Consider the following 22,279-nt stretch of genomic DNA (forward strand, 5'->3'; position numbering starts at 1 on the left):
AGAAAAAACGAGATATTAAGAGTAAATATAAGGAAACAAAAGAAAAATAAAAAATGGTCAGGCTTGCGAAAAAGAGACGCAGAAACTATTATATGACTATCAGTTAGCACTCGGTTTGAATGAGTGCTAATAAAAAAGAAAGAAAACAAAGAGACCGAATCAAGGAGGCAATGAATCATGAAATTAGTACCATTATCAGACAGAGTTGTATTAAAACAGTTAAAAGCAGAGGAAAAAACCAAATCCGGAATTATCTTAGCAAGTGCTGCACAGGAGAAACCACAGGAAGCAGAAGTAATCGCAGTTGGTCCTGGCGGAGTGGTAGATGGCAAAGAAGTTACCATGCAGGTAAAAGAAGGACAGAAGGTTATTTATTCTAAATATGCCGGAACAGAAGTAAAACTGGATGGCGAAGAATATATCATCGTAAAGCAGAATGATATTCTTGCAGTAGTAGAATAATCGAATTGATAATTGGTAAATAAAACAAATAATAAAATAGGAAAATAGAAGAAAGAGGTAAGAAATTATGGCAAAGGAAATCAAATATGGAACAGAAGCCAGAACAGCATTAGAGGCTGGAGTTGATAAACTGGCAAATACAGTCAGAGTAACAATCGGACCAAAAGGAAGAAACGTTGTACTGGATAAATCATATGGCGCTCCATTAATCACAAATGATGGTGTTACCATTGCAAAAGAAATCGAATTGGAAGATGCATTCGAAAATATGGGCGCACAGCTTGTAAAAGAAGTAGCAACCAAGACCAATGACGTTGCTGGTGATGGTACTACAACAGCAACCGTTCTTGCACAGGCAATGATTCAGGAAGGAATGAAGAACTTAGAGGCTGGTGCAAACCCAATCGTTTTAAGACGTGGTATGAAGAAAGCAACTGAAAAAGCAGTTGAAACAATCGCAGCAATGTCTTCTAAAGTAACCGGAAAAGACCAGATTGCAAAAGTTGCATCTATTTCCGCAGGTGATGAAAGCGTTGGCAACATGGTAGCAGATGCAATGGAAAAAGTTTCCAATGATGGTGTTATTACCATTGAAGAGAGCAAGACCATGCAGACAGAGCTTGACCTGGTAGAAGGTATGCAGTTTGACCGTGGATACATTTCCGCATATATGTGCACAGATATGGATAAGATGGAAGCAGTTTTAGATGAGCCGTACATCTTAATTACCGATAAGAAAATCAGCAACATTCAGGAAATCCTTCCACTGTTAGAACAGATTGTTCAGTCCGGTTCCAGACTTCTTATCATTGCTGAAGATATCGAGGGTGAAGCTTTAACTACATTGATTGTAAATAAACTGCGTGGAACATTTAACGTTGTAGCAGTAAAAGCTCCAGGATATGGCGACAGAAGAAAAGAAATGTTAAAAGATATCGCTATCCTTACCGGTGGTCAGGTAATTTCAGAAGAAGTTGGTCTGGAATTAAAAGATGCTACTATGGCACAGCTTGGCCGTGCAAAATCTGTTAAGGTTAAGAAAGAGAACACCGTTATCGTTGATGGTGAAGGAAATAAAGAAGAAATCCAGGCAAGAATCGGCCAGATTCGTGCACAGCTTGAAGAGACAACATCTGAATTTGATAAAGAAAAATTACAGGAAAGACTTGCAAAACTGGCAGGCGGCGTAGCAGTTATCCGTGTTGGTGCTGCAACAGAGACAGAAATGAAAGAAGCAAAACTTCGTATGGAAGATGCTTTGAATGCAACAAGAGCAGCAGTCGAAGAAGGAATCATCGCAGGTGGCGGTTCTGCATACATCCATGCATCCAAAGAGGTTGCAAAGCTTGCTGAGACATTGGAAGGTGATGAGAAGACCGGTGCAAAGGTTATCTTAAAAGCATTGGAGGCTCCATTGTATTACATTTCCGCAAATGCAGGTCTTGAAGGTGCAGTTATTATTAATAAAGTAAAAGAGTCCGCTCCTGGTATCGGATTTAATGCAGCAACAGAAGAATATGTAGATATGGTAGAAGCTGGTATCCTTGACCCGGTTAAGGTTACAAGAAGTGCTTTGCAGAATGCAACATCTGTAGCATCTACATTACTTACAACGGAATCTGTTGTAGCAAATATCAAAGAAGATGCTCCTGCAATGCCGGCAGGAAACCCAGGTATGGGAATGATGTAATAAGAAAATAAAATATATTACTGAAAAGTAAGGATAGAGAGCTCCTGGCTGCGGATAATGCAGTCAGGAGCTTTGCTATGCAGTTTTTTTCCTGATGTTAGTTTTTGGGGGCAGTTGTTTTGATTTGCAAAATATGTTACAATTATTTCATTGTGTAACATGAAGTCTGAATAGCAAGGAGGAAGAAAAATGGGAAGGGTAGTTATTCTTACAGACAGTTCCAGTGGAATTCGTCAGGCAGAAGCGCAGCAGTTAGGGATTAGCGTATTACCAATGCCTTTTTTTATAAATGGTGAAACACTGTTTGAGGATATCAATCTGACACAGGATACATTTTATGAGCATCTGACAGATGGAGCTGAGATTTCAACATCCATGCCGGCAGTAGGAGACCTTACAGACCGTTGGGATGAGCTTTTAAAAGAATATGATGAAGTTGTATACATTCCATTATCCAGTGGATTGAGCAGTTCCTGTGAGACTGCAACAGCATTATCCATGGACGATGAATATGAAGGAAAAGTATTTGTAGTAAATAATCAGAGAATTTCTGTAACACAGAAACAGTCCGTATTTGATGCAATCAAACTGGCAGAAAGCGGCAAGAGTGGAAAAGAGATTAAAGATATTTTAGAGGATGCAAAATTCCAGTCCAGCATTTATATCATGGTAGATACCCTTTACTATCTGAAAAAAGGTGGAAGAATTACACCGGCAGCAGCAGCACTGGGAACATTGTTGAAATTAAAACCGGTATTACAGATTCAGGGTGAAAAGCTGGATGCTTTTGCAAAAGCCAGAACGGTAAAGCAGGCAAAAAGCATTATGATAAAAGCAGTAAAAGATGACTATGCATCCCGCTTTAAGGAGTATCAGGACGAGATGCAGCTTTGTATTGCATATACGGGAGATATAAGTGCAGCAATGGAATTCCGCAAAGAAGTGGAAGCAGAATTTGGGATTACAGACATTATGATGGATCCGCTTTCTTTAAATGTATCCTGCCATATCGGACCGGGAGCATTAGCACTTGCCTGTGCAAGAAAATTATAAGATTTAAAGTGTAAATTCTCGGTAAAATTGATTGACCAACCACAAAATATTGTGTAGAATTGAAATAGTTTAACTTGTTAATGCATAAAAGCAAGTAACATATCATGGTAAAACCAAGGAGGAAAATGAAAATGGCATTTTGTGGAAATTGTGGCACACAAGTGGGTGATGATGCAGATTTTTGCCCGAATTGTGGCCAGAAATTAAAAGGGGAGATGGAACAGCCGGCAGAGCAGGCAGCACCGGTACAGGAACAGCCGGCAGAGCAGGAAACACCGGTACAGGAACAGCCGGCAGAACAGGAAGCACCGGTACAGGAACAGCCGGCAGGACAGGAAGCACCGGCACAGGAACAGCCGGCAGAGCAGGCAGCACCGGTACAGGAACAGCCGCAGCAGGGACAGTTCCAGAGTCAGCCGCAGCAGGGACAGTTCCAGGGACAGTTCCAGGGACAGCCGCAGCAGGGACAGTTCCAGAGTCAGCCGCAGCAGGGACAGTTTCAGGGAAGACCACAGCAGGGACAGTTCCAGGGACAGCCGCAGCAGGGACAGTTCCAGGGAAGACCACAGCAGGGACAGTTCCAGGGAAGACCACAGCAGGGACAGTTCCAGGGACAGCCGCAGCAGGGACAGTTCCAGGGACAGCCACAGCAGGCACGCCCGCCTAAGAAACCATTTAAGATGACGAAACAGTTATGGGCATTGCTTATTGCAGTCATTGCAGTTGTAGTAGTTGCAATTGTTGCACTTGTGATAGTGAAGAATCAGAAAAAGAAAGTAAATATCGATGATTATATTTCTGTAGAGTATAACGGCTATGAAACAGCAGGAACAGCATATGTTGATTTCGACGAGACCGGATTCAGTGAAGCTGTTATCAAGGCACAGGGAAAGAAACTTAAAAATGTAAAATCTCTTGATGACCTTGACTGGAGTGACCTCACAGATTTGATGGGAAGTAGTAACTGGGATTTGATTGACAGTATTACTTTTGATGTGAAACCGGATTCAGACCTGTCAAATGGTGATGTGGTAACCGTTACTGCTTCATGGAATGAAGATTATGAGAAAAAAGCAGGAGTTAAAATTCTTTCCAAAGAACAGGAATTTACAGTAGAAGGACTGGAAGAAGTAAAAGAAGTTGATCCGTTTGAAGATATCGAGGTAACCTTCTCAGGAACACCACCTTATGTATATCCAGACTGGACCAATAATTCAGATGATGATTACTTACGTTATCTGTGGTTCAACTTTGAAGATTATGACAGTCTTGATGTCGGAGATACTGTAACTTTAACAGTTGATGAATCAGAAGAGAATGCATTGGCAAATGGTTACAAATTCACACAGACATCAAAAGAATATATTGTATCCGGAGTAGATTCTTATGTAACATCTGCTGCAGATATTTCAGCAGACAATCTGGATTCCATGAAAAATGAAGCAACAGATGCGTTAGATGCATATTTTGCAAATAACAATTCCTATATTGGAAATTCCGGATTCAGTTATGAAGGTTCTTATTATCTGGTTGCAAAAAACAGTGATACATGGGGTGATACGAACGTCCTTTATCTGGTATTTTCGACAACTGTAACCAGTGCAGAAAGTGCATTTGAGCCAACTGTTGTATACTTCCCGGTAAAATATACAAATATAATGGCATTATCTGATGGAAGCCAGAGTTTCAATACATACGGTGATATCGAAGGATATACTGATTTAGAGTATGATGACGGATGGTATAATGTTGATGGTTATACAGATGGGGCACAGATGTTTAATGATCTGGTTGTAACTCAGAAGGTTGATTATACTTACGAAGTAACTGATAATTTAACTCAGTTTGGAAACTAAAGGAGAAGGAAATGAATTCTGGAAATGATTTTACAAAGCACATTCATGTGAAAAATATCATTCGTCTGTTATCTATTTTATTAATGGTATTTTTCTTTGTGCCATCATTTATGGTATCCTGTGCAGGATATGGAAATATTAAAATTAGTGCTTTTAAAGCTATGACAGGTATTAAGATAGAGGGCGAAAGTGTAACAGACCCGAAAATAATCTGCATCATAATGCTGCTGCTTCCAATCGCTATGCTGGCTCTCTGGTGCTTAAAGAGCGTATTAAAAGACAAAATTGCTGCAATCGCATCCGGAAGCTGTGCAGTTGTTGACTTTATTTTCTGGATTGCACTTTGCGTCGGAGTAAATAAGGAAGCAACAGATAATTACTGTACAGCGAAGGTTACAGCCGGATTTATATTTAATATATTGTTTATTCTGGCAATTGTAGTGTTGGATCTGTTGATTATTATCAACGTACTTCAGGCTGAGAAACCATTAATCAGACAGAAAATAATGAACGGATATCAGGGAATGCCACAGCAGAATATGTATGGAAATGTGCCACCACAGCAGGGACAGTTCCAGGGACAGTTCCAGGGACAGCCAATGCCGCCACAGCAGCAGGGACAGTTCCAGGGACAGCCAATGCCGCCACAGCAGGGACAGTTCCAGAGCCAGCCAGTACAGCCACAGCAGCCAGTACAGCCGGTATGCAGTAAATGTGGTGCTCCGCTTGTAGCTGGAAATAAGTTTTGTACCAAGTGCGGAAATCCGGTTGCATAAACTGGAATATGAAATAAGTAATAAGTAAACTACGAGAAACACGCTTTGCGAGCTACTCGCGTAAATAAGTAGAAGCCCCATCGTCTGATGATTCAGAGGATGGGGCTTCTTTTCTGCGTGCTGCAGCATTGCAGGCTCAGGATTTTATACAGCCTGACTGCAGAGCTGTTTCTTTTTCCGGTTCTTCCAAACAAGATAGGAAATCATAAGTGGTACACCGGCACCAATCCATGCTACCGGGCTTGCCAGACGGACTGACCAGTATCCATATGGATTTAAAAGGAGCCATACGACACCGACACGGCAAATCATTTCAAAGATACCGCTGACCATAGGCATGATACCTTTTCCAAGTCCCTGCAAAGAAGTACGATAAAGGTAAATAAGAGCAAGAAAGAAGAAAAAGCAGCTGATGGTATTTAAGTACTGTGTGGCATAACTGTAAATGGCTTCCGTCGGTTCGCTTAAGAAAAGGGAAACAATGGAACGGCCAAATACAGTACAGATGAATGCAGCAATTGCAACAGTTCCAAGGGCGATTCCAAAGGCCTTCTTCATGCCATCGAAGATGCGTTCGTATTTTCCGGCACCTAAGTTCTGACCACAGTAAGTAGACATTGTGGTTCCAAGAGCTGGCATTGGCTGGGTAGAAATTTGTTCTACCTTGGATGCAGCAGTAAAGGCTGCAACAGCACTGGAACCAAATACATTTACTGCAGACTGAAGAATCATGGAACCAACAGCTATCAGAGAGTAGTTCAAAGCCATCGGGATACCAAGTCCCATCATCTGGGCGGTTGTCACGCGGTCGATGTAGTAATCACTTTTTCTGGTGCGGAGAATCGTGAATTTACGGTACATATAAATAAGACAGAGAACAGCGGAAATACCCTGTGAGATTACGGTGGCATATGCAGCACCTGCAACATTTAATTTTAAAGTTACAATACAGAATAAATCCAGCACAATATTAAGAGCGGAGGAAAACAGCAGGAAGTATAATGGAGTCTTGCTGTCACCAACACCTCTTAAAATTCCGGAAACAACATTGTACATCATACTGGTAATGATACCCCAGAAGATAACCCGGATATAAGAGTCTGCCATATCAAGAATATTATCCGGTGTGTTCATAAAGATTAAAAGCTCCCGGGAAGTAGTAACAGTCAATGCGGTAAGAACCACGGAAATGATTATGGTTAAGAGGAAGGATAAAGCAACAATATGCTTTAAACGGCTTTCATCCTTTGCACCGAAAGCCTGTGATACCATAACACCGAATCCCTGGGCAAGTCCGGATGCAAAACCAAGTACCAGAAACATAATAGAACCGGTTGCACCTACAGCAGCCAGGGCATCTTCTCCCAAAAACTGTCCTACAATGATGGTATCTACCATACTGTAGAACTGCTGGAACAGATTTCCGAACAATACAGGAAGTGAGAAGAAAAGAATTAATTTCAGTGGATTTCCGGTTGTCATATCTTTCGTCATAATTATAAGCTCCTTTCATAATTTTTTGCAGAAATGTTCTGCACTATATGAGAAAAAAGTACTATATTCTTTGGAAACGGGATTAGTATACATTGGTAAAATAAAAATGACAATGTAAAAATCAATTTAATTATGGTATAATTCGCTCATGAATACGAATTTAGAATATTACAAATTTTTTTATTATGTAGGAAAACTTCACAGTATTACATTGGCAGCAGAAGAACTGAATGTTTCACAGCCGGCAGTGTCCCAGGCAATCCGTAATTTGGAGCGGGAGCTGGGAACCACCCTTTTCATGCGGACATCCAGAGGGGTGCGTCTGACTGCAGAGGGGCAGACACTTTACGGCTATGTGCAGCGGGGCTATGAGACCATCCGGGAAGGCGAACGCAAATTCCTTGAAATGCAGGAGCTGACCAGCGGAGAAGTATGTATCGGAGCCAGCGATATGACACTGCAGTTTTATCTGCTTTCTTATCTGGAACAGTTTCATGAGCAGTATCCGAAAATCAGGATTACAGTTACCAATGCACCGACACCGGAGACACTGAAATATCTGCAGAGCGGCAGAATCGATTTTGGTGTAGTCAGCACGCCTATGGAGACAACGAAGAATATGCATGTGATTCCGGTGCGTGAGATAGAAGATGTCTTTGTGGCAGGACGAAAATTTGAATATTTAAAGGGCGGTAAATTAAGCTATAAAGAATTGGAACATCTGCCGGTTATGTGCCTGGAGGGAAATACCTCTACCAGAAAATATGTAGAGGAATTTCTGCTGGGAGAAGGCGTTGTGATTCATCCGGAGATAGAACTTGCCACCAGCGATATGCTGATACAGTTTGCAAAAAGGAGCCTTGGCATAGCAAATGTGGTCAGGGACTTTGCCCAGGAAGAAATTGATAAGGGGGAACTGTTTCAGATTACATTTAATAAGAAGATTCCTGCCAGACAGTTCTGTATTGTTTCGGATGACAGGGTTCCGTTGACTGCGGCAGCAGAAAAGTTGTTGAAATTATTACAACATAAGTAAAACTTATATCGAGTATAAGGAATATTGAATTTACTTATAATATCTGATTCGGTATAATCAGAAAGTAAGAAGCAGAGAACTGGTTTTTACACCGGTTCTTTTTTGCTTTACAGGAAATTGCTTTCCTGTAAAGTAAAAAACGCTCCGCGAGTAGCTCGTAAAGCGTGTTTCTCATAGTTACGCGAGCAGCGAGAAGAACATATTTCTTATTATAAGGAGGAAATAAAAATGGTTACAGCAGTAGTTGGTGCAAACTGGGGAGATGAAGGAAAAGGCAAGATTACTGATATGCTTGCAAAGGAAGCAGATATTATTATCCGTTTCCAGGGTGGTGCAAATGCAGGACATACTATCGTAAATGATTACGGAAAATTTGCATTACATACCCTTCCATCAGGAGTGTTCTACGGACATACCACAAGTATTATCGGAAATGGTGTTGCACTTGATATCCCGAAGCTTTTCAATGAGATGAAGTCTATTACAGACCGTAATGTACCGGCACCTAAGCTTTTGGTTTCTGACCGTGCACAGATTGTTATGCCGTATCATGTGCTTTTTGATCAGTACGAAGAGGAGCGTCTTGGCAAGAAATCATTCGGTTCTACCAAGTCAGGTATTGCACCATTTTATTCAGATAAATATGCAAAAATCGGTTTTCAGGTAAGTGAACTTTTCGATGAAGATACTTTAACAGAAAAGGTAGACCGTATCTGTGAAATGAAAAATATTATGTTGGAGCATATGTACCACAAACCATTACTGGATAAAACTGAATTATTAAATACATTACATGAGTACCGTGATATGGTTGCTCCGTATGTTTGTGATGTTTCTTTATATCTTGATAAAGCAATCAAAGAAGGAAAGAACATTCTCTTAGAGGGACAGCTTGGAACCTTAAAAGACCCGGATCACGGAATTTATCCAATGGTAACATCTTCTTCTACATTGGCTGCATATGGTGCAATCGGAGCAGGAATCCCACCATATGAGATTAAGAAAATTGTTACTGTATGTAAAGCATATTCTTCTGCTGTTGGTGCAGGCGCATTCGTCAGCGAAATCTTTGGCGAAGAAGCAGATGAATTAAGAAAACGCGGTGGAGACGGCGGAGAATTCGGTGCAACCACAGGACGTCCAAGACGTATGGGATGGTTTGACTGTGTGGCAAGTAAATATGGCTGCCGCATGCAGGGAACAACCGATGTAGCATTTACCGTATTAGATGTTTTAGGATATTTAGATGAGATTCCGGTTTGCGTAGGATATGAAATCGACGGAGAAGTAACCACAGACTTCCCTGTAACTACAAAGCTTGAAAAAGCAAAACCTGTATTAAAGAACCTTCCGGGCTGGAAGACAGATATCCGTGGAATTAAGAAATACGAAGACCTTCCGGAAAACTGCCGTAAATATGTAGAATTCATTGAAGAACAGATTGGATATCCGATTACCATGGTTTCTAACGGACCGGGAAGAAATGATATCATTTATCGTTAAGAATAAAGGCAGATCGTGATGATAAAAAATGTAATCTTTGACGTAGGAAAAGTGCTGGTAGACTTTTGCTGGGAAGAAGTATTTCATAAGCTCGGTTTTGAGGGGGAAACTTTTGAATGTGTGGCGGATGCTACCGTCCGTTCCGTAACCTGGAATGAATTCGACCGGGGGGCAAAGCCGGATGAAGAGATTATTGCTGCATGCATCAAGGAAACACCGGATTATGAAAGAGAAATAAGACTCTTTTATGACCATGTAGGAGAGACGATTCGTACTTATCCATATACGGTGCGGTGGATACGAAGCCTTGAGAAAAATGGATATCATACCTATATATTATCTAATTTTCCAAAGAGCACTTATGAAAAAGCAACAGAAGAACTTTCTTTTGAAAAGGAGACTACCGGAGCAATCTTTTCCTATCAGGTGAAGTGCATCAAGCCGGAAGTGGAAATTTATAAGCTATTGCTGGACAGATACCATTTAGTGCCACAGGAATGTGTATTCATAGACGACCGTCCGGAAAACATAGAGACGGCAGAAAAGCTTGGCATTATAGGCATACAGTTTCAGAATCAGCAGCAGGCAAAAAGAAGGCTTTTGGAACTTGGTGTCGTATCCGGTAGTTAATAAGTAAAGATTATGTAAAAAAAGAATAATTGTCTATTCGTTTCTTGCATTTCAATAGCGAAATGCTTATAATGAGCGTAAGCAGACGGGTAGCAACGCAACTGGCAGGAGTTACTCCTGCCAGTTTTTTTACTTTACAGGAAATTGCTTCCCTGTAAAGTGTGTTTTCGCAGTTGCACAGTAAGCAGGGAGAATACAATGAGGATAACAGGTTTAAAGAAAAAGCTGATAAGTCTCATAGTGGCTGTTATTATGACGGTTTCAGGAATGTATGTTGAAAATATCAACATAGATTCTTCCTTTGCATGTGAAGATACTGCGAACCAGAATTTCACACAGGTAGCACATTTATCCAGACCATCAGAGAGCTGTACCGAAGAACTTTTGGGAACTCGGGAGACCGGCAGGATTGCAGCGGGATACCGCAGACTGTCGGAGAAAAACAGCGATTTGGAAGGAGCCGCATTATCACTGGAAGCAGTATTGCCTGAAAATCAGGCAAAAGACGGCTGGAACTTTGAATTACGGAAATCAAAGGATGTTTTGGACAGCAGGCGTGTCATTATAGGCTATATCCATCATCAGGATGGAGCGAAGGGCTGACTATCACAAGTTAGAAGCAATTTACCTGTGCGCAGAGGAGCATAGGTTTCTTTGCGTACAATATCAGGTCATAACTGTGATAGGAGGATAATAAAATATGGCACAGGATATTGTAGTAGCGCTTATGGGCGTTATGGTAGCGGCAGCAGTTGCTGCATGCTGGTGGTATGAGCATCATGACAGAGAAGATGAGACTTCTTCTAAAGAGGAACAGGAAAAGACGAAAGAAGTATAAAGGAATAAAAGAAGATAGAGGGCTTGTAGCAGGAAAGGACAGAATATGAGAAAGACAAAAATTATATGTACATTAGGACCGGCAACAAAGGATGATGAAGTATTAAAACAGTTAATGGAAAATGGAATGGACGTGGCGAGAATTAACTTTTCCCACGGCTCACAGGCAGAACATAAAGTAACCATGGATCGTGTAAAAAGGATGCGTAAGGAACTGGGCAGACCGGTTGGGATTCTTCTTGATACCAGTGGACCGGAAATCAGGATTGGACAGCTGGAGGGTGGCAGAGCAGAACTGCTTCCGGGAGATACCTTTAAACTTACCACCAATGATATTATGGGAAATAAAGAGCGGGTCTCTATTACTTACAAGGATTTGGTGCATGATGTCAAAGCCGGAACCAGAATTCTGATTGATGATGGACTGATTGAAATGCTGGTAACCAATGTAACAGAAACTGAGATTACCTGTAAAGTAGAAAATGGTGGTGTGATTTCAGACCGCAAAGGAATTAATGTACCGAATGTAAATCTGTCCATGCCTTATATCAGCCCGAAAGACCGCTCCGATATTCTATTTGGAATTGAGCAGGGTGTAGATTTTATTGCAGCATCTTTTGTACGCTGTGCAGATGATGTGCTGCAGTTACGGAAAATTATGGCAGAGCAGGGCTGCAATGACATTAAGATTATCTCTAAAATCGAAAACCGTCAGGGTGTAGATAATATTGATGAGATTCTGGCAGTGTCAGATGGCATTATGGTTGCCAGAGGAGACATGGGAGTGGAGATTCCGATTCGTGAAGTTCCGGCAATTCAGAAGAAAATTATAAAAAAGGTTTACCATGCAGAAAAGGTTGTTATTACGGCAACCCAGATGCTGGATTCCATGATGAAGAATCCACGCCCGACCAGAGCAGAAGCAACAGATGTTGCCAATGCTATTTATGATGGAACCAGTGCAATTATGCTGTCTGGTGAGACTGCTGCCGGGAAATATCCGGTGGAGGCATTAAAAACCATGACAGAGATTGCGGAATATACAGAAAATGATATTGATTATGAGAAACGTTTCCGCCAGCTGGAGAAGATTGATAATCCGGATGTAACAGATGCCATTTCCCATGCAACCTGTATGACTGCCATTGACATCAATGCGGCAGCAATTGTTACGGTAACCAAATCCGGCAAGACTGCCCGCATGATTTCAAGATATCGTCCGAAATGTGCAATTATCGGCTGTACCCCATCGGAAAAGAGTTATTATCAGATGAATCTTTCCTGGGGCGTAACACCACTTATGATACAGGAAGAGACGGATACAGAAGCATTGTTTAATAATGCAATGGAATCCGCAGAACAGCATGGATATGTACAGCATGGAGATTTGGCGGTTATTACAGCTGGAATTCCATTGGGTATTTCCGGTACCACCAATCTGATTCGTGTAGTAGTGACGGGACACTTAAAGAAATAGGAGCGCAGATAGTATGAATGAACAACCGAAATTAGCAGTGCTGATTGATGCAGAAAATGTATCCAATAAATATGTGAAACTAATTATGGATGAGGTCAGCAATTACGGGGTGGCTACTTATAAGCGGGTTTATGGAGATTATTCGAATCCGAGCGTATCTGCATGGATGAAAAATATGCAGGAGTATGCTCTGACACCGGAATTGCAGTGTAATTATACTGCAGGAAAAAGTGCTTCTGATTCGGCATTGATTATAGATGCCATGGATATTCTTTATTCCGGCAAAGTCAGCGGTTTCTGTCTGGTGTCGTCAGACAGTGATTTTACCAAACTTGCCATGCGCTTAAAGGAAGCCGGTATGATGGTAATCGGAATGGGAGAAGAGAAGACACCGAAGTCCTTTGTAAATGCCTGCGAGAATTTCAAGTATCTTGATTTACTTTATAATAAAGAAGAAGCAGAGGAAAAACAGCGCACAGCTACCACAAGAAGAAATACGAATGCATCTTCGGAAAAGGATGCCGGGGACAATGACAACCTTCCGAAGCTTTCGGATATTGAAAAGGAGGTAATCTCCATTATCCGGAGTAATGCAGAGGAAAATGGCTGGATTAATATTTCTGAGCTTGGAATCAATCTGAGCAAACGTATTCCGGGCTTTGACCCACGAAATTATCAGTGCAGTAAACTTTCTACCTTCTTAAAGAAGTTTAGGAGCATTGAATTAAACCCGATTGAGAATCCACACAATAAGCTGTTGAAGGTTGTGTATGCAAAAATAAAAGAGTAGAAAAGAATGTAAAAGCTTCTTTTTCCAGAGTTGTATTTGGCTGGCGAAAGAAGCTTTTTACATAATATTTTTAAAGCGTAGATACATGCTGTAACTAAAATCTGGTTATAAGCAAAAAAACAGGAAGCCTTGATTTATCAGGCTTCCCGCTCCATTAAATAATGCGGAAGATGGGACTTGAACCCACACAAGCGCAATGCTTACAAGATCCTTAGTCTTGCTCGTCTGCCAGTTCCGACACTTCCGCATACCGTATGAACTTACGTCTCATGACGACTTGTAAATAGTAACAAATTCCGGGGCAATTGTCAATGCTTATTTTTAACTTTTTTCGATTTTTGCCAATTTTATATATTTTTTCAAAAAAAGGGAAAAAATTAAAAATAGGGGTTGACTTATTACCGTTGAAACGGTAAAATATCATTTGTTCGCAGGAGTGGCGGAATTGGCAGACGCGCAGGCTTCAGGTGCCTGTGGTAGCAATATCGTGTGGGTTCAAGTCCCATCTCCTGCATGAAAAAAGCCTTGATGATATCAGGGCTTTTTTGCTGTTACAAAGTATTCGTAAGAAGCTGCCGGCAGCAGGCTTTGCAACTCTGAAATTACTTGATGAATCGTAAAAAGGAGCGTATAACAAATATTCGGAAAAATGAAAAGCGAGTGTAATAGAAGAAAAAACAGGGTGTCAAGAAAAAATACTTGACACCCTGCTTCCTTTATAGTATGATAGCTAAGGTCGCAAGGAGTGAGAACATGGAAGAAAAAGTAGAACAGGCTTATTTATATGATTTTTATGGAGAGCTGCTCAATGAACATCAGAGAAGAATCTACGAAGATTTCGTGTTCAATGATTTATCTTTAGGCGAGATAGCTTCCTGCGAGGGCATCAGCCGCCAGGGTGTACATGACCTGATTAAGCGGTGCAATAAGATGCTGGAAGGCTATGAAGAGAAGCTTCATCTGGTAAAGAAGTTCCTAGAGACGAAGCAGAAGGTAGAAGAGATTAACAAATTAGCGGAAAGCTTCCGGGCAGGACGCAAGGATATAGTAATTGATGAAATAGAGAGAATTTCGGGAGAAATATTGGAGGAGCTGTAATATGGCATTTGACAGTCTTTCACAGAAACTTCAAAATGTATTTAAGAATCTTCGCAGTAAGGGAAGGCTTACGGAAGATGATGTGAAGGCAGCACTGAAAGAAGTAAAGATGGCTCTGCTTGAAGCAGATGTTAACTTTAAAGTAGTAAAACAGTTTACCAAAGCGGTGCAGGAGCGTGCAATTGGTTCCGATGTAATGAACGGACTGAATCCTGGACAGATGGTAATTAAAATTGTAAATGAAGAGATGGTCAGGCTCATGGGTTCCGAGACAACGGAGATAGCACTTCGTCCGGGGCAGCAGATTACCGTTATTATGATGGTAGGTCTTCAGGGAGCTGGTAAAACCACCACAACCGCTAAGATTGCAGGTAAGTTAAAGCAGAAGGGCAAGAAACCACTGCTGGTAGCCTGTGATGTGTATCGCCCGGCTGCGATTGAGCAGTTGAAAATCAATGGAGAGAAGCAGGAAGTTGAAGTATTCTCCATGGGCGATAAGAATAAGCCGGTAAATATTGCGAAAGCGGCAGTTGAGCATGCAGCAAAGAATGGCAATCAGGTTGTAATCTTAGATACCGCCGGACGTCTTCATGTAGATGAAGATATGATGGATGAGTTGATTGAGATAAAAGAAAATGTCGATGTGGCACAGACCATTTTGGTTGTAGATGCCATGACCGGACAGGATGCCGTAAATGTGGCAGGAACGTTCGATGAGAAGATTGGAATTGACGGAGTCGTGCTGACAAAGTTAGACGGTGATACCCGGGGTGGAGCAGCATTATCTATCCGTGCAGTAACCGGAAAGCCGATCCTTTATGTTGGTATGGGTGAGAAACTTTCCGATTTGGAACAGTTCTATCCGGATCGTATGGCAAGCAGAATTCTTGGCATGGGCGATGTGCTTACACTCATTGAAAAAGCACAGAGTGAGATTGATATAGATGAAGAGAAAGCCAAAGACATGCAGCAGCGTCTGAAGAAAGCGGACTTTACCTTTGATGATTATCTGCTTTCCATGGAACAGATGAAGAAAATGGGCGGTCTTGGCAATATTCTTGGGATGCTGCCGGGACTGGGCGGCGGAAAGATGCCGGATATTGATGAAGGTGAAGCTGAGAAAAATATGGCACGTACAACAGCCATCATCTATTCCATGACAAAGAAGGAAAGAAGTAATCCTTCACTTTTGAATCCGAGCCGTAAGCACCGGATTGCAAAAGGTGCAGGGGTAGATATCAGTGAAGTAAACCGTCTGGTAAAGCAGTTTGAACAGGCGAAGAAAATGATGAAACAGATGCCCGGACTTATGGGTGGACGTGGACGCGGTGGTAAAATGGGAAAATTCAAGTTTCCTTTTTAACATATAAGCATTTGCTTAGGATAGCATAATTCAAGGAGGTGAAACAGTAATGGCAGTAAAGATCAGATTAAGAAGATTAGGACAGAAAAAGGCTCCTTTCTATAGAATCGTAGTTGCAGATTCCCGTTCCCCAAGAGATGGAAAATGCATCGAAGAGATTGGAACTTATGACCCAACTAAGGATCCTAGTGAGTACCATGTAAATGAAGAACTGGCTAAGAAATGGTTAGCAAACGGCGCACAGCCAACAGAAACCGTAAACCGTATCTTCAAAGCAACCGGTATCGTAAAATAGTGAGGTGTACCTATGAAGGAATTAGTAGAAGTAATTGCAAAATCACTTGTAGATTACCCGGATGAGGTCAATGTCACAGAGACAGAGAACGAGAAAGCCATCGTATTGGAACTGCGCGTAGCTCAGTCCGACATGGGTAAGGTAATCGGAAAACAGGGACGCATTGCAAAGGCAATCCGTTCTGTTGTGAAAGCAGCAGCCTCAAAAGAAAACAAAAAAGTAATCGTTGATATTATGTAATAATATCGATGACATAAAAGGAAGCAGCAGAGTAATCTGTTGCTTCCTTTTTATCTATATGCTAATAATTATGCACAGGAATTCGTTCCTGTGCACTTTTCCATCTTGTCCCATTATGCGACATATGTTAAAATACAAAAAAGCATACATTAATACAATCGAAATAGCAAATTCTATTATTCAAATCTTGTTTCATTTTGAACATGACATTTCTGTATCTATCTATGCTTTTATTCACTAATTAATCAAAAAAGCAGGAGAGGTACAGCAGTGGATTTTGTAGCAATGGTTCTCCTGCCACATACAAGGAGGACTTGCCTATGACAAGAGAAACAAATGAAAACACACCGGTAGCAAACCGTAAATTCAAGGACACTATTTTTCGCATGCTATTTTCGGAAAAGGAAGCTTTGCTGTCACTTTATAATGCGGTTAATAGCAGTAATTATACGGATGCAGATGCACTGGAAATTGTAACTTTAGAAAATGCTATTTATATGGGAATGAAGAATGACCTGGCTTTTATTCTGGATATGAATCTTTATCTATATGAACATCAATCCACAATAAATCCGAACATTCCGCTTCGGGATTTATTTTATATTGCAGCAGAATACCAGAGGCTTGTAGATAAGAAATCCCTATATTCTTCTGCATTACAGAAAATTCCCAATCCCCATTTTATTGTATTTTATAACGGAAGCATGCCGATAGAGGATTGTTGTACCAGACGGCTGTCAGATGCGTTTTATCATGCAACAGACAATCCATCTTTGGAGCTTGTTGTTACCACATTTAATGTGAATGTGGGGCACAACACGGAGTTAATGTCCCAGTACCAGATATTGAGGGAATATTCCATTTATGTCGCAAAAGTGCGTGTTTTTACGGAACAGATGCCAGTAGATGCTGCTGTACAAAAAGCAGTTGCAGAATGCATCCATGAAAATATTCTGGCAGATTTCCTTAGGAAAAATCAGGCGGAGGTAATTGCTATGAGTATATTTGAATATGACAAAGAGGAAGAGGAAAAGAAATTAAGGAAAGCAGAATTTGAGGCAGGAGTCGAGCATGGAATAGAGCAGAGTTTAGTTTCACTTGTAATAAAGAAAATGAAAAAAGGAAAATCTGTAGAAGAAATTGCGGATATGCTAGAAGAAACTCCGGAAAAAATTCAAAATATATATGAACTGGCAAGAGATATGGCACCAGACTATGATGTAGAGAAAATCTGTGGACAATTGACAAGATAAAAAGATAAAACTGTAAGTTTTTTTCTAGGGGAAAAGAAAAGCAGTTATATAGTTTCATAAAAAGTGCACAGGAATTCGTTCCTGTGCACTTTTTAACAATTTTACTTATGCGCGAAAACCGTAGTCAGTGTACATTTCTTCGCAGTATTTGCAGCGATAGGTTTCTTCTTTTTCATCTGTGAGCAGGAAAATCTGGTCTAATTCCTGTTCGATGGAAGTAATGCAGCGTGGGTTCTTGCAACGGATTACATTTTTTACCTGCTTTGGAAGATGCAGTTCCTTTTTCTCAACGATTTTATCGCCTTTGATAATATTTACGGTAATATTGTGGTCGATAAAACCTAAGATATCTAAGTCTAAGGCATCAATCGGGCATTCGACTTTGATGATGTCCTTTTTTCCCATTTTATTGCTTTTTGCATTCTTGATAATGGCAACGGTACAGTCTAACTTGTCCAGCTTTAAATTATGATAGATAGAAAGGCTCATACCGGCTTTGATATGGTCGAGAACGAAACCTTCATGAATTCCACTGATATTTAACATATTGATTACCTCCATTTTAATAGTGTAAGAATCAGAGCCATTCGCACATAGACACCGTACTGTGCCTGACGGAAATAAGCAGCTCTTGGGTCATCATCTACTTCTACGGATATTTCATTGACACGAGGAAGCGGATGAAGAACATACATGTCGTCTTTGGCAAGTTTCATTTTTTCCTTGTCTAATATGTAATAGTTTTTCAGACGGACATAATCTTCTTCATTGAAGAAACGTTCCTTCTGCACTCTGGTCATATAAAGAATATCAAGTTTTGGCATTGCATCATCCAGTCTTGTTACTTCTTCAAACGGAATATTATTTTTTACCAGAACGTCTTCGCGGATATAGTCCGGAATTTTAAGTTCTTCCGGAGAAATAAGAACGAAGCGGATTCCGGGATAACGAATCAGTGCATTAATCAGAGAGTGCACGGTCCGGCCGAATTTTAAATCACCGCATAAACCGATTGTCATATTGTCTAATTTCCCTTTTAAAGAACGAATGGTTAATAAATCAGTTAATGTCTGGGTTGGATGTTGATGACCGCCATCACCGGCGTTGATTACTGGAATAGAAGATTTCTGGGAAGCTACGAGAGGCGCACCTTCCTTTGGATGACGCATGGCACATATATCTGCGTAACAGGAAATGATTCGGATAGTATCGGAAACACTTTCACCTTTTGCTGCGGATGAACTGTCTGCACTGGCAAAACCAAGAACAGAACCACCAAGGTTTAACATGGCAGCTTCAAAACTAAGACGGGTACGGGTACTTGGTTCATAGAAACAGGTTGCAAGTTTCATGCCATCACAGGCATGTGCATATTTTTGTGGATTTTTTTCAATATCACCTGCTAAATCCAGCAGTTGATCCAGCTCCTCTACGGATAAATCGAGGGGACTCATTAAGTGTCGCATAAGATTCCTCCTGTATGATGTTTTTAGTAATGTCATCTAGGCATTTTTACTATCATATAATAATAAAATATAAAATTCAAGGTAAAATATAAAGACGCAATATTCTGAAATTTGAAAAATTTTTCAGTATATGATAAAGTAGGGTATCATAAGGTGATGCAAAGAGAAGGAGAGCAAAAATGATTGAGGAAAGAAACGATATGCAGATGGACTTTGATGAGGATGCCCAGTACACAGAACGCAAGAGAATACTCTTTTTCGGTCTGCCATGGACCTTTACCAAATATATCATCAAACCAAGTGTAATTACAGTAGATGCAGGCTTATTCAAAATTGAAGAAAATGACTGCTATATGTATAAGGTACAGGATGTAAAATTAACGGCAACTTTGCTGGAGCGGATGTTCGGACTTGGAACTGTAATCTGTTATACCGGAGATGTTACTACACCGGAGCTTCGGCTGACACATATCAAACATTCCAGGGAAGTAAAAAATTACATCTTAAAAGCATCCGAAATTGCAAGAATGAAACGCCGTACTTTAAATACGTTAGATATCGGAGCTGGCGCAGATATTGATGATTTAGACTCATAAGCGTAACAGGACATTGCAGGATTCAGGCATCGCACGGACTTAAATAAGAAGTTCCGTGCGATGCTGTTTTATGCAGGAAAGGGGATTTAAGATTTTCTCAGGGGAACAGTGGTAACACGTTCAAATAGGAGACCTGCCATCATCCAGAGAGGCGCATAGTCTAAGCGGATGACACCGTTGATATTGGTTTTGGCATTGCTGTAATCCCATGGACAGATGCCCTTTTTCTTTAAGAAGGTTCCGGTCAGATACTCACAGACAAAGATACCGGCAGAGTAAATGGAACCCCGGAAGATGGCAGGCAGCTTATGAATGTGCTTATAAACCGGCGGAATAACCGCCGCCATGCCATAAATCGGGAACATCCAGATAGAAGTATGTCCAGTCAGTTTAAAATTGTTATTGCGGATAGAATCAAGGGAGGTGAAGATAATTTCCATGCACCAGCCCGTGAGTCCGCATATCATAAAATTATTCTTTATCATATGATTACTTCCTATTAGGAACACTGTAAATACAAGGCTTTTCGGAGCCTGCAAACCAGAAAAAATAATATTTGATCTATCACATTACGCAAAAAGCCGTCCGGCATGAGAAACGGGCGGCTTTTTTGCGTGGATAGACGGAAAGGAGGCACAAAAATAACTACAAAATTTTAGCGCTCTAATTTGTGCAACTTTAACGAAAAGGAGGATCGTAAATGGCCGATGAAAAACTGAATACTGGCCCTGCGGAGAATATTTCCCCGGAGGCCGCCGAGCCTATCGCCACACCAGAACAGGCCGCAGCATCTGAATCCCAGCAGGAACAGACCGGGCCTGCCATACCTGAGCCCGGCGATGTGGTTGTGTCCTTTGACAAAATCAATGAGCTTATGGCAGAAAAGAGACAGAACGCCCGCGCCGAAGTCGAAAAGGCGGAAACCCCCGAAGCGCCGGAGGCGGCAGCCTCCGGAGAAGTACCGCAGCCCGCCAATACGGAGGAACCGAAAAAGCCGCGCCGTGGCCGTCCGCCGAAAGCAGAAAAGGCCGCGACTGAAAATCAAAAATCGGAGAAATCGGCTGGGGCCCGCAAGGGCCGCCCACCCAAGGCGGATAAGACGGCCCCTGACAAGCCCAAGCCGTCCAAACGAGACAAAGTGTCCCGAAGTGACGGAAAGGCCCCGGATGCCAAGGAGCCCATTAAGCCCGCACAGGATACGGCACCGAAGGAAACTGCTACTGCGGAACAGACGGCTCCCGAGCCGACCACACCGCCCCGCCCGGTTGAGGAAGGCAAGCTGGTTTATCTGAAACTTTCCGAGGTTCATCCGTTTCACACATTCCGTCCGCACCCCTTTAAGGTACGGGACGATGCGAAGATGCAGGAAATCGTTGCTTCTATCCGCGTAAACGGTGTAATGGTTCCCGGTCTTGCCCGCCCGGAGAAAGACGGAAACGGCTATGAAATTGTAGCGGGCCATCGCCGTACCCACGGCAGTGAACTGGCGGGGCTGGAGGAAATGCCCTTTATTGTCCGTGAAATGACCGACCACGAAGCGGTGCAGGCCATGAAGGACAGCAACAAGCAGCGTGACGGGATGCTCCCCAGTGAATTGGCCGCGCTGCTGGAACTTGAGGTTGAGGACATTAAGCATCAGGGCGGGCGGCTGAAAGGCGTTGCGGAAGGCGATGTTGGAAAACGCTCGGTTGAGATTGTGGGCGAGGCGCATGAGATGAACTATAAAAAGGTCATGCGCTACTTGCGGCTCAACTCTCTTGTGCCGGAGCTTCTGGATAAGGTAGACGATAAAAAGATGGGCTTCATGCCTGCCGTGGAACTGTCCTACATCAAACCGAAAAATCAGAGGCTTATTGCTGTTTCCATTGACGGGGAGCAGGCTTCGCCCTCGCTGGCCCAAGCTAAACGGCTCCGGGAGCTGGATAAGGAAGGCAAGCTCAACGGCGATGTCATTGACGGCATCTTATCAGAACAGAAAAAGGAGGATCGAGGCTTGATTATTTCTACTGCGGAACTGGAAAAGTATTTTGGCAAGGAGGTCACTCCCGCCAAAATGAAAGAACAGATTATGTCCCTGCTGGATGACTGGAAAGAAAAACAGCCGCCGGAGCTGGCAAAAGCCCCGAAAAAGCAGGAACTTGACAAGTAACAACTTCGAGACACTTTGTCCCGAGGGCCCCGCCCTCGCGCAGAAGCTCTGGTGGTATATATCCCCCGTCGCCGCCTGTTTTTTAGTACAGCCGGGAGTGGGCCGTCAAGGGTGCAGCGCACCGCCGTTTTCGGCGGCTCGCCCTTGACGGTCTGCCCCGGCTGTGCTATTTCCCCGGCAAGCGGCGGGGGTATATCCTCCAGAGCCGCCCCCTT

Annotated in this window: 22 protein-coding genes, 2 tRNA genes and 1 pseudogene; 20 read left to right on the plus strand and 5 right to left on the minus strand. The window is 42.1% G+C overall.

Annotated features, from left to right (window positions below; genetic code table 11):
* Nucleotides 1-177: 177 nt before the first annotated feature.
* The 5 genes from groES to DWW33_RS04750 all read left to right on the plus strand — a co-directional run bounded on the left by groES (nucleotide 178) and on the right by DWW33_RS04750 (nucleotide 5,837).
* Nucleotides 178-462 carry a co-chaperone GroES gene (gene groES, locus DWW33_RS04730; RefSeq protein WP_022242508.1) on the plus strand — a complete coding sequence of 95 codons (285 nt, stop codon included), beginning with the start codon at nucleotides 178-180 and terminating at the stop codon, nucleotides 460-462.
* Nucleotides 463-529: 67 nt separating this feature from the next.
* Nucleotides 530-2,152, plus strand: coding sequence for a chaperonin GroEL (gene groL, locus DWW33_RS04735; protein ID WP_022242509.1), 1,623 nt, complete (start codon nucleotides 530-532; stop codon nucleotides 2,150-2,152).
* Between the two features lie 189 nt (nucleotides 2,153-2,341).
* Complete coding sequence (locus DWW33_RS04740) at nucleotides 2,342-3,205, plus strand: DegV family protein (protein ID WP_118638952.1); 864 nt, start codon at nucleotides 2,342-2,344, stop codon at nucleotides 3,203-3,205.
* 131 nt (nucleotides 3,206-3,336) lie between these two features.
* Nucleotides 3,337-5,061, plus strand: coding sequence for a zinc ribbon domain-containing protein (locus tag DWW33_RS04745; RefSeq protein WP_158577455.1), 1,725 nt, complete (start codon nucleotides 3,337-3,339; stop codon nucleotides 5,059-5,061).
* 11 nt (nucleotides 5,062-5,072) lie between these two features.
* The gene (locus DWW33_RS04750; RefSeq protein ID WP_118638954.1) at nucleotides 5,073-5,837 is read left to right on the plus strand and encodes a zinc ribbon domain-containing protein; all 765 of its coding nucleotides are present in this window, start codon (nucleotides 5,073-5,075) and stop codon (nucleotides 5,835-5,837) included.
* Between the two features lie 144 nt (nucleotides 5,838-5,981).
* Here DWW33_RS04750 and DWW33_RS04755 read toward each other — a convergent pair whose 3' ends face one another.
* Nucleotides 5,982-7,331, minus strand: coding sequence for an MATE family efflux transporter (locus DWW33_RS04755; protein ID WP_118056844.1), 1,350 nt, complete (start codon nucleotides 7,329-7,331; stop codon nucleotides 5,982-5,984).
* 148 nt (nucleotides 7,332-7,479) lie between these two features.
* On the opposite strand from DWW33_RS04755, the gene DWW33_RS04760 reads away from it, so the two are divergent.
* The 7 genes and pseudogenes from DWW33_RS04760 (at nucleotide 7,480) to DWW33_RS04785 (ending at nucleotide 13,604) form a co-directional block, all read left to right on the plus strand.
* A complete protein-coding gene (locus DWW33_RS04760; protein ID WP_022243197.1) occupies nucleotides 7,480-8,367 on the plus strand; it encodes a LysR family transcriptional regulator in 888 nt (295 codons plus the stop codon).
* Between the two features lie 228 nt (nucleotides 8,368-8,595).
* On the plus strand, nucleotides 8,596-9,870 hold the full coding sequence (locus tag DWW33_RS04765; protein WP_118638955.1) for an adenylosuccinate synthase: 1,275 nt from the start codon (nucleotides 8,596-8,598) through the stop codon (nucleotides 9,868-9,870).
* A gap of 18 nt (nucleotides 9,871-9,888) precedes the next feature.
* Entirely contained in the window at nucleotides 9,889-10,500 is a 612-nt protein-coding gene (locus DWW33_RS04770; protein WP_118087329.1) for an HAD family hydrolase, read from the plus strand.
* 198 nt (nucleotides 10,501-10,698) lie between these two features.
* Nucleotides 10,699-11,103: a hypothetical protein gene (locus DWW33_RS04775; RefSeq protein ID WP_117698479.1), complete on the plus strand. Its 405-nt coding sequence runs from the start codon at nucleotides 10,699-10,701 to the stop codon at nucleotides 11,101-11,103.
* Between the two features lie 97 nt (nucleotides 11,104-11,200).
* Nucleotides 11,201-11,338 (plus strand): hypothetical protein, encoded by a 138-nt coding sequence (locus DWW33_RS15640; RefSeq protein WP_158577456.1) that lies wholly within the window; start codon nucleotides 11,201-11,203, stop codon nucleotides 11,336-11,338.
* Between the two features lie 45 nt (nucleotides 11,339-11,383).
* A pseudogene (pyk, locus tag DWW33_RS04780) lies at nucleotides 11,384-12,805 on the plus strand (pyruvate kinase); the annotation flags it as partial.
* A gap of 22 nt (nucleotides 12,806-12,827) precedes the next feature.
* Nucleotides 12,828-13,604 (plus strand): NYN domain-containing protein, encoded by a 777-nt coding sequence (locus tag DWW33_RS04785; RefSeq protein WP_022243191.1) that lies wholly within the window; start codon nucleotides 12,828-12,830, stop codon nucleotides 13,602-13,604.
* Between the two features lie 162 nt (nucleotides 13,605-13,766).
* Here DWW33_RS04785 and DWW33_RS04790 read toward each other — a convergent pair.
* A tRNA-Leu gene (locus tag DWW33_RS04790) sits at nucleotides 13,767-13,851 on the minus strand.
* Between the two features lie 183 nt (nucleotides 13,852-14,034).
* Between DWW33_RS04790 and DWW33_RS04795 the strand changes: the two genes are divergently transcribed.
* From DWW33_RS04795 to DWW33_RS04820, 6 genes are all read left to right on the plus strand, one after another.
* Nucleotides 14,035-14,118 (plus strand) — tRNA-Leu (locus tag DWW33_RS04795).
* Nucleotides 14,119-14,357: 239 nt separating this feature from the next.
* Entirely contained in the window at nucleotides 14,358-14,702 is a 345-nt protein-coding gene (gene ylxM, locus DWW33_RS04800; RefSeq protein WP_118638956.1) for a YlxM family DNA-binding protein, read from the plus strand.
* A gap of 1 nt (nucleotide 14,703) precedes the next feature.
* Entirely contained in the window at nucleotides 14,704-16,065 is a 1,362-nt protein-coding gene (gene ffh / locus DWW33_RS04805) for a signal recognition particle protein (RefSeq protein WP_117946614.1), read from the plus strand.
* A 49-nt stretch (nucleotides 16,066-16,114) separates the two neighbouring features.
* Complete coding sequence (gene rpsP / locus DWW33_RS04810; RefSeq protein ID WP_022243187.1) at nucleotides 16,115-16,360, plus strand: 30S ribosomal protein S16; 246 nt, start codon at nucleotides 16,115-16,117, stop codon at nucleotides 16,358-16,360.
* A gap of 12 nt (nucleotides 16,361-16,372) precedes the next feature.
* Nucleotides 16,373-16,600, plus strand: coding sequence for a KH domain-containing protein (locus DWW33_RS04815; RefSeq protein WP_022243186.1), 228 nt, complete (start codon nucleotides 16,373-16,375; stop codon nucleotides 16,598-16,600).
* 320 nt (nucleotides 16,601-16,920) lie between these two features.
* Nucleotides 16,921-17,853: a hypothetical protein gene (locus DWW33_RS04820; RefSeq protein ID WP_118638957.1), complete on the plus strand. Its 933-nt coding sequence runs from the start codon at nucleotides 16,921-16,923 to the stop codon at nucleotides 17,851-17,853.
* A 105-nt stretch (nucleotides 17,854-17,958) separates the two neighbouring features.
* Here DWW33_RS04820 and DWW33_RS04825 read toward each other — a convergent pair whose 3' ends face one another.
* Entirely contained in the window at nucleotides 17,959-18,399 is a 441-nt protein-coding gene (locus DWW33_RS04825; RefSeq protein WP_022243184.1) for an aspartate carbamoyltransferase regulatory subunit, read from the minus strand.
* 5 nt (nucleotides 18,400-18,404) lie between these two features.
* The gene (gene pyrB, locus DWW33_RS04830) at nucleotides 18,405-19,319 is read right to left on the minus strand and encodes an aspartate carbamoyltransferase (protein WP_022243183.1); all 915 of its coding nucleotides are present in this window, start codon (nucleotides 19,317-19,319) and stop codon (nucleotides 18,405-18,407) included.
* Nucleotides 19,320-19,498: 179 nt separating this feature from the next.
* On the opposite strand from pyrB, the gene DWW33_RS04835 reads away from it, so the two are divergent.
* Nucleotides 19,499-19,915 carry a PH domain-containing protein gene (locus tag DWW33_RS04835; protein WP_117698484.1) on the plus strand — a complete coding sequence of 139 codons (417 nt, stop codon included), beginning with the start codon at nucleotides 19,499-19,501 and terminating at the stop codon, nucleotides 19,913-19,915.
* Nucleotides 19,916-20,001: 86 nt separating this feature from the next.
* Here DWW33_RS04835 and DWW33_RS04840 read toward each other — a convergent pair whose 3' ends face one another.
* Nucleotides 20,002-20,400, minus strand: a complete 399-nt coding sequence (locus DWW33_RS04840) for a putative ABC transporter permease (protein ID WP_118638958.1) — start codon at nucleotides 20,398-20,400, stop codon at nucleotides 20,002-20,004.
* Nucleotides 20,401-20,615: 215 nt separating this feature from the next.
* Here DWW33_RS04840 and DWW33_RS04845 point away from each other — a divergent pair, with 215 nt between their 5' ends.
* Nucleotides 20,616-22,064, plus strand: a complete 1,449-nt coding sequence (locus tag DWW33_RS04845; protein WP_118638959.1) for a ParB/RepB/Spo0J family partition protein — start codon at nucleotides 20,616-20,618, stop codon at nucleotides 22,062-22,064.
* Nucleotides 22,065-22,279 lie beyond the last annotated feature (215 nt).

This window comes from Roseburia sp. AF15-21 (genome assembly GCF_003479505.1).
Taxonomy (GTDB): domain Bacteria; phylum Bacillota; class Clostridia; order Lachnospirales; family Lachnospiraceae; genus Roseburia_C; species Roseburia_C amylophila.

What these genes read in the sequence shown, in the direction of transcription:
- rpsP (WP_022243187.1), top strand. Translation starts at nt 16,115, where the DNA reads ATGGCAGTAAAGATCAGATTAAGAAGATTAGGACAGAAAAAGGCTCCT.
- groES (WP_022242508.1), top strand. Translation starts at nt 178, where the DNA reads ATGAAATTAGTACCATTATCAGACAGAGTTGTATTAAAACAGTTAAAA.
- DWW33_RS04750 (WP_118638954.1), top strand. Translation starts at nt 5,073, where the DNA reads ATGAATTCTGGAAATGATTTTACAAAGCACATTCATGTGAAAAATATC.
- DWW33_RS04765 (WP_118638955.1), top strand. Translation starts at nt 8,596, where the DNA reads ATGGTTACAGCAGTAGTTGGTGCAAACTGGGGAGATGAAGGAAAAGGC.
- DWW33_RS04760 (WP_022243197.1), top strand. Translation starts at nt 7,480, where the DNA reads ATGAATACGAATTTAGAATATTACAAATTTTTTTATTATGTAGGAAAA.
- DWW33_RS04785 (WP_022243191.1), top strand. Translation starts at nt 12,828, where the DNA reads ATGAATGAACAACCGAAATTAGCAGTGCTGATTGATGCAGAAAATGTA.
- DWW33_RS04835 (WP_117698484.1), top strand. Translation starts at nt 19,499, where the DNA reads ATGATTGAGGAAAGAAACGATATGCAGATGGACTTTGATGAGGATGCC.
- DWW33_RS04840 (WP_118638958.1), bottom strand. Translation starts at nt 20,400, where the DNA reads ATGATAAAGAATAATTTTATGATATGCGGACTCACGGGCTGGTGCATG.
- DWW33_RS04820 (WP_118638957.1), top strand. Translation starts at nt 16,921, where the DNA reads ATGACAAGAGAAACAAATGAAAACACACCGGTAGCAAACCGTAAATTC.
- DWW33_RS04770 (WP_118087329.1), top strand. Translation starts at nt 9,889, where the DNA reads ATGATAAAAAATGTAATCTTTGACGTAGGAAAAGTGCTGGTAGACTTT.
- ffh (WP_117946614.1), top strand. Translation starts at nt 14,704, where the DNA reads ATGGCATTTGACAGTCTTTCACAGAAACTTCAAAATGTATTTAAGAAT.
- DWW33_RS04745 (WP_158577455.1), top strand. Translation starts at nt 3,337, where the DNA reads ATGGCATTTTGTGGAAATTGTGGCACACAAGTGGGTGATGATGCAGAT.
- DWW33_RS04845 (WP_118638959.1), top strand. Translation starts at nt 20,616, where the DNA reads ATGGCCGATGAAAAACTGAATACTGGCCCTGCGGAGAATATTTCCCCG.
- DWW33_RS04755 (WP_118056844.1), bottom strand. Translation starts at nt 7,331, where the DNA reads ATGACGAAAGATATGACAACCGGAAATCCACTGAAATTAATTCTTTTC.
- ylxM (WP_118638956.1), top strand. Translation starts at nt 14,358, where the DNA reads ATGGAAGAAAAAGTAGAACAGGCTTATTTATATGATTTTTATGGAGAG.
- DWW33_RS04775 (WP_117698479.1), top strand. Translation starts at nt 10,699, where the DNA reads ATGAGGATAACAGGTTTAAAGAAAAAGCTGATAAGTCTCATAGTGGCT.
- DWW33_RS04815 (WP_022243186.1), top strand. Translation starts at nt 16,373, where the DNA reads ATGAAGGAATTAGTAGAAGTAATTGCAAAATCACTTGTAGATTACCCG.
- DWW33_RS04825 (WP_022243184.1), bottom strand. Translation starts at nt 18,399, where the DNA reads ATGTTAAATATCAGTGGAATTCATGAAGGTTTCGTTCTCGACCATATC.
- DWW33_RS04740 (WP_118638952.1), top strand. Translation starts at nt 2,342, where the DNA reads ATGGGAAGGGTAGTTATTCTTACAGACAGTTCCAGTGGAATTCGTCAG.
- pyrB (WP_022243183.1), bottom strand. Translation starts at nt 19,319, where the DNA reads ATGCGACACTTAATGAGTCCCCTCGATTTATCCGTAGAGGAGCTGGAT.
- groL (WP_022242509.1), top strand. Translation starts at nt 530, where the DNA reads ATGGCAAAGGAAATCAAATATGGAACAGAAGCCAGAACAGCATTAGAG.
- DWW33_RS15640 (WP_158577456.1), top strand. Translation starts at nt 11,201, where the DNA reads ATGGCACAGGATATTGTAGTAGCGCTTATGGGCGTTATGGTAGCGGCA.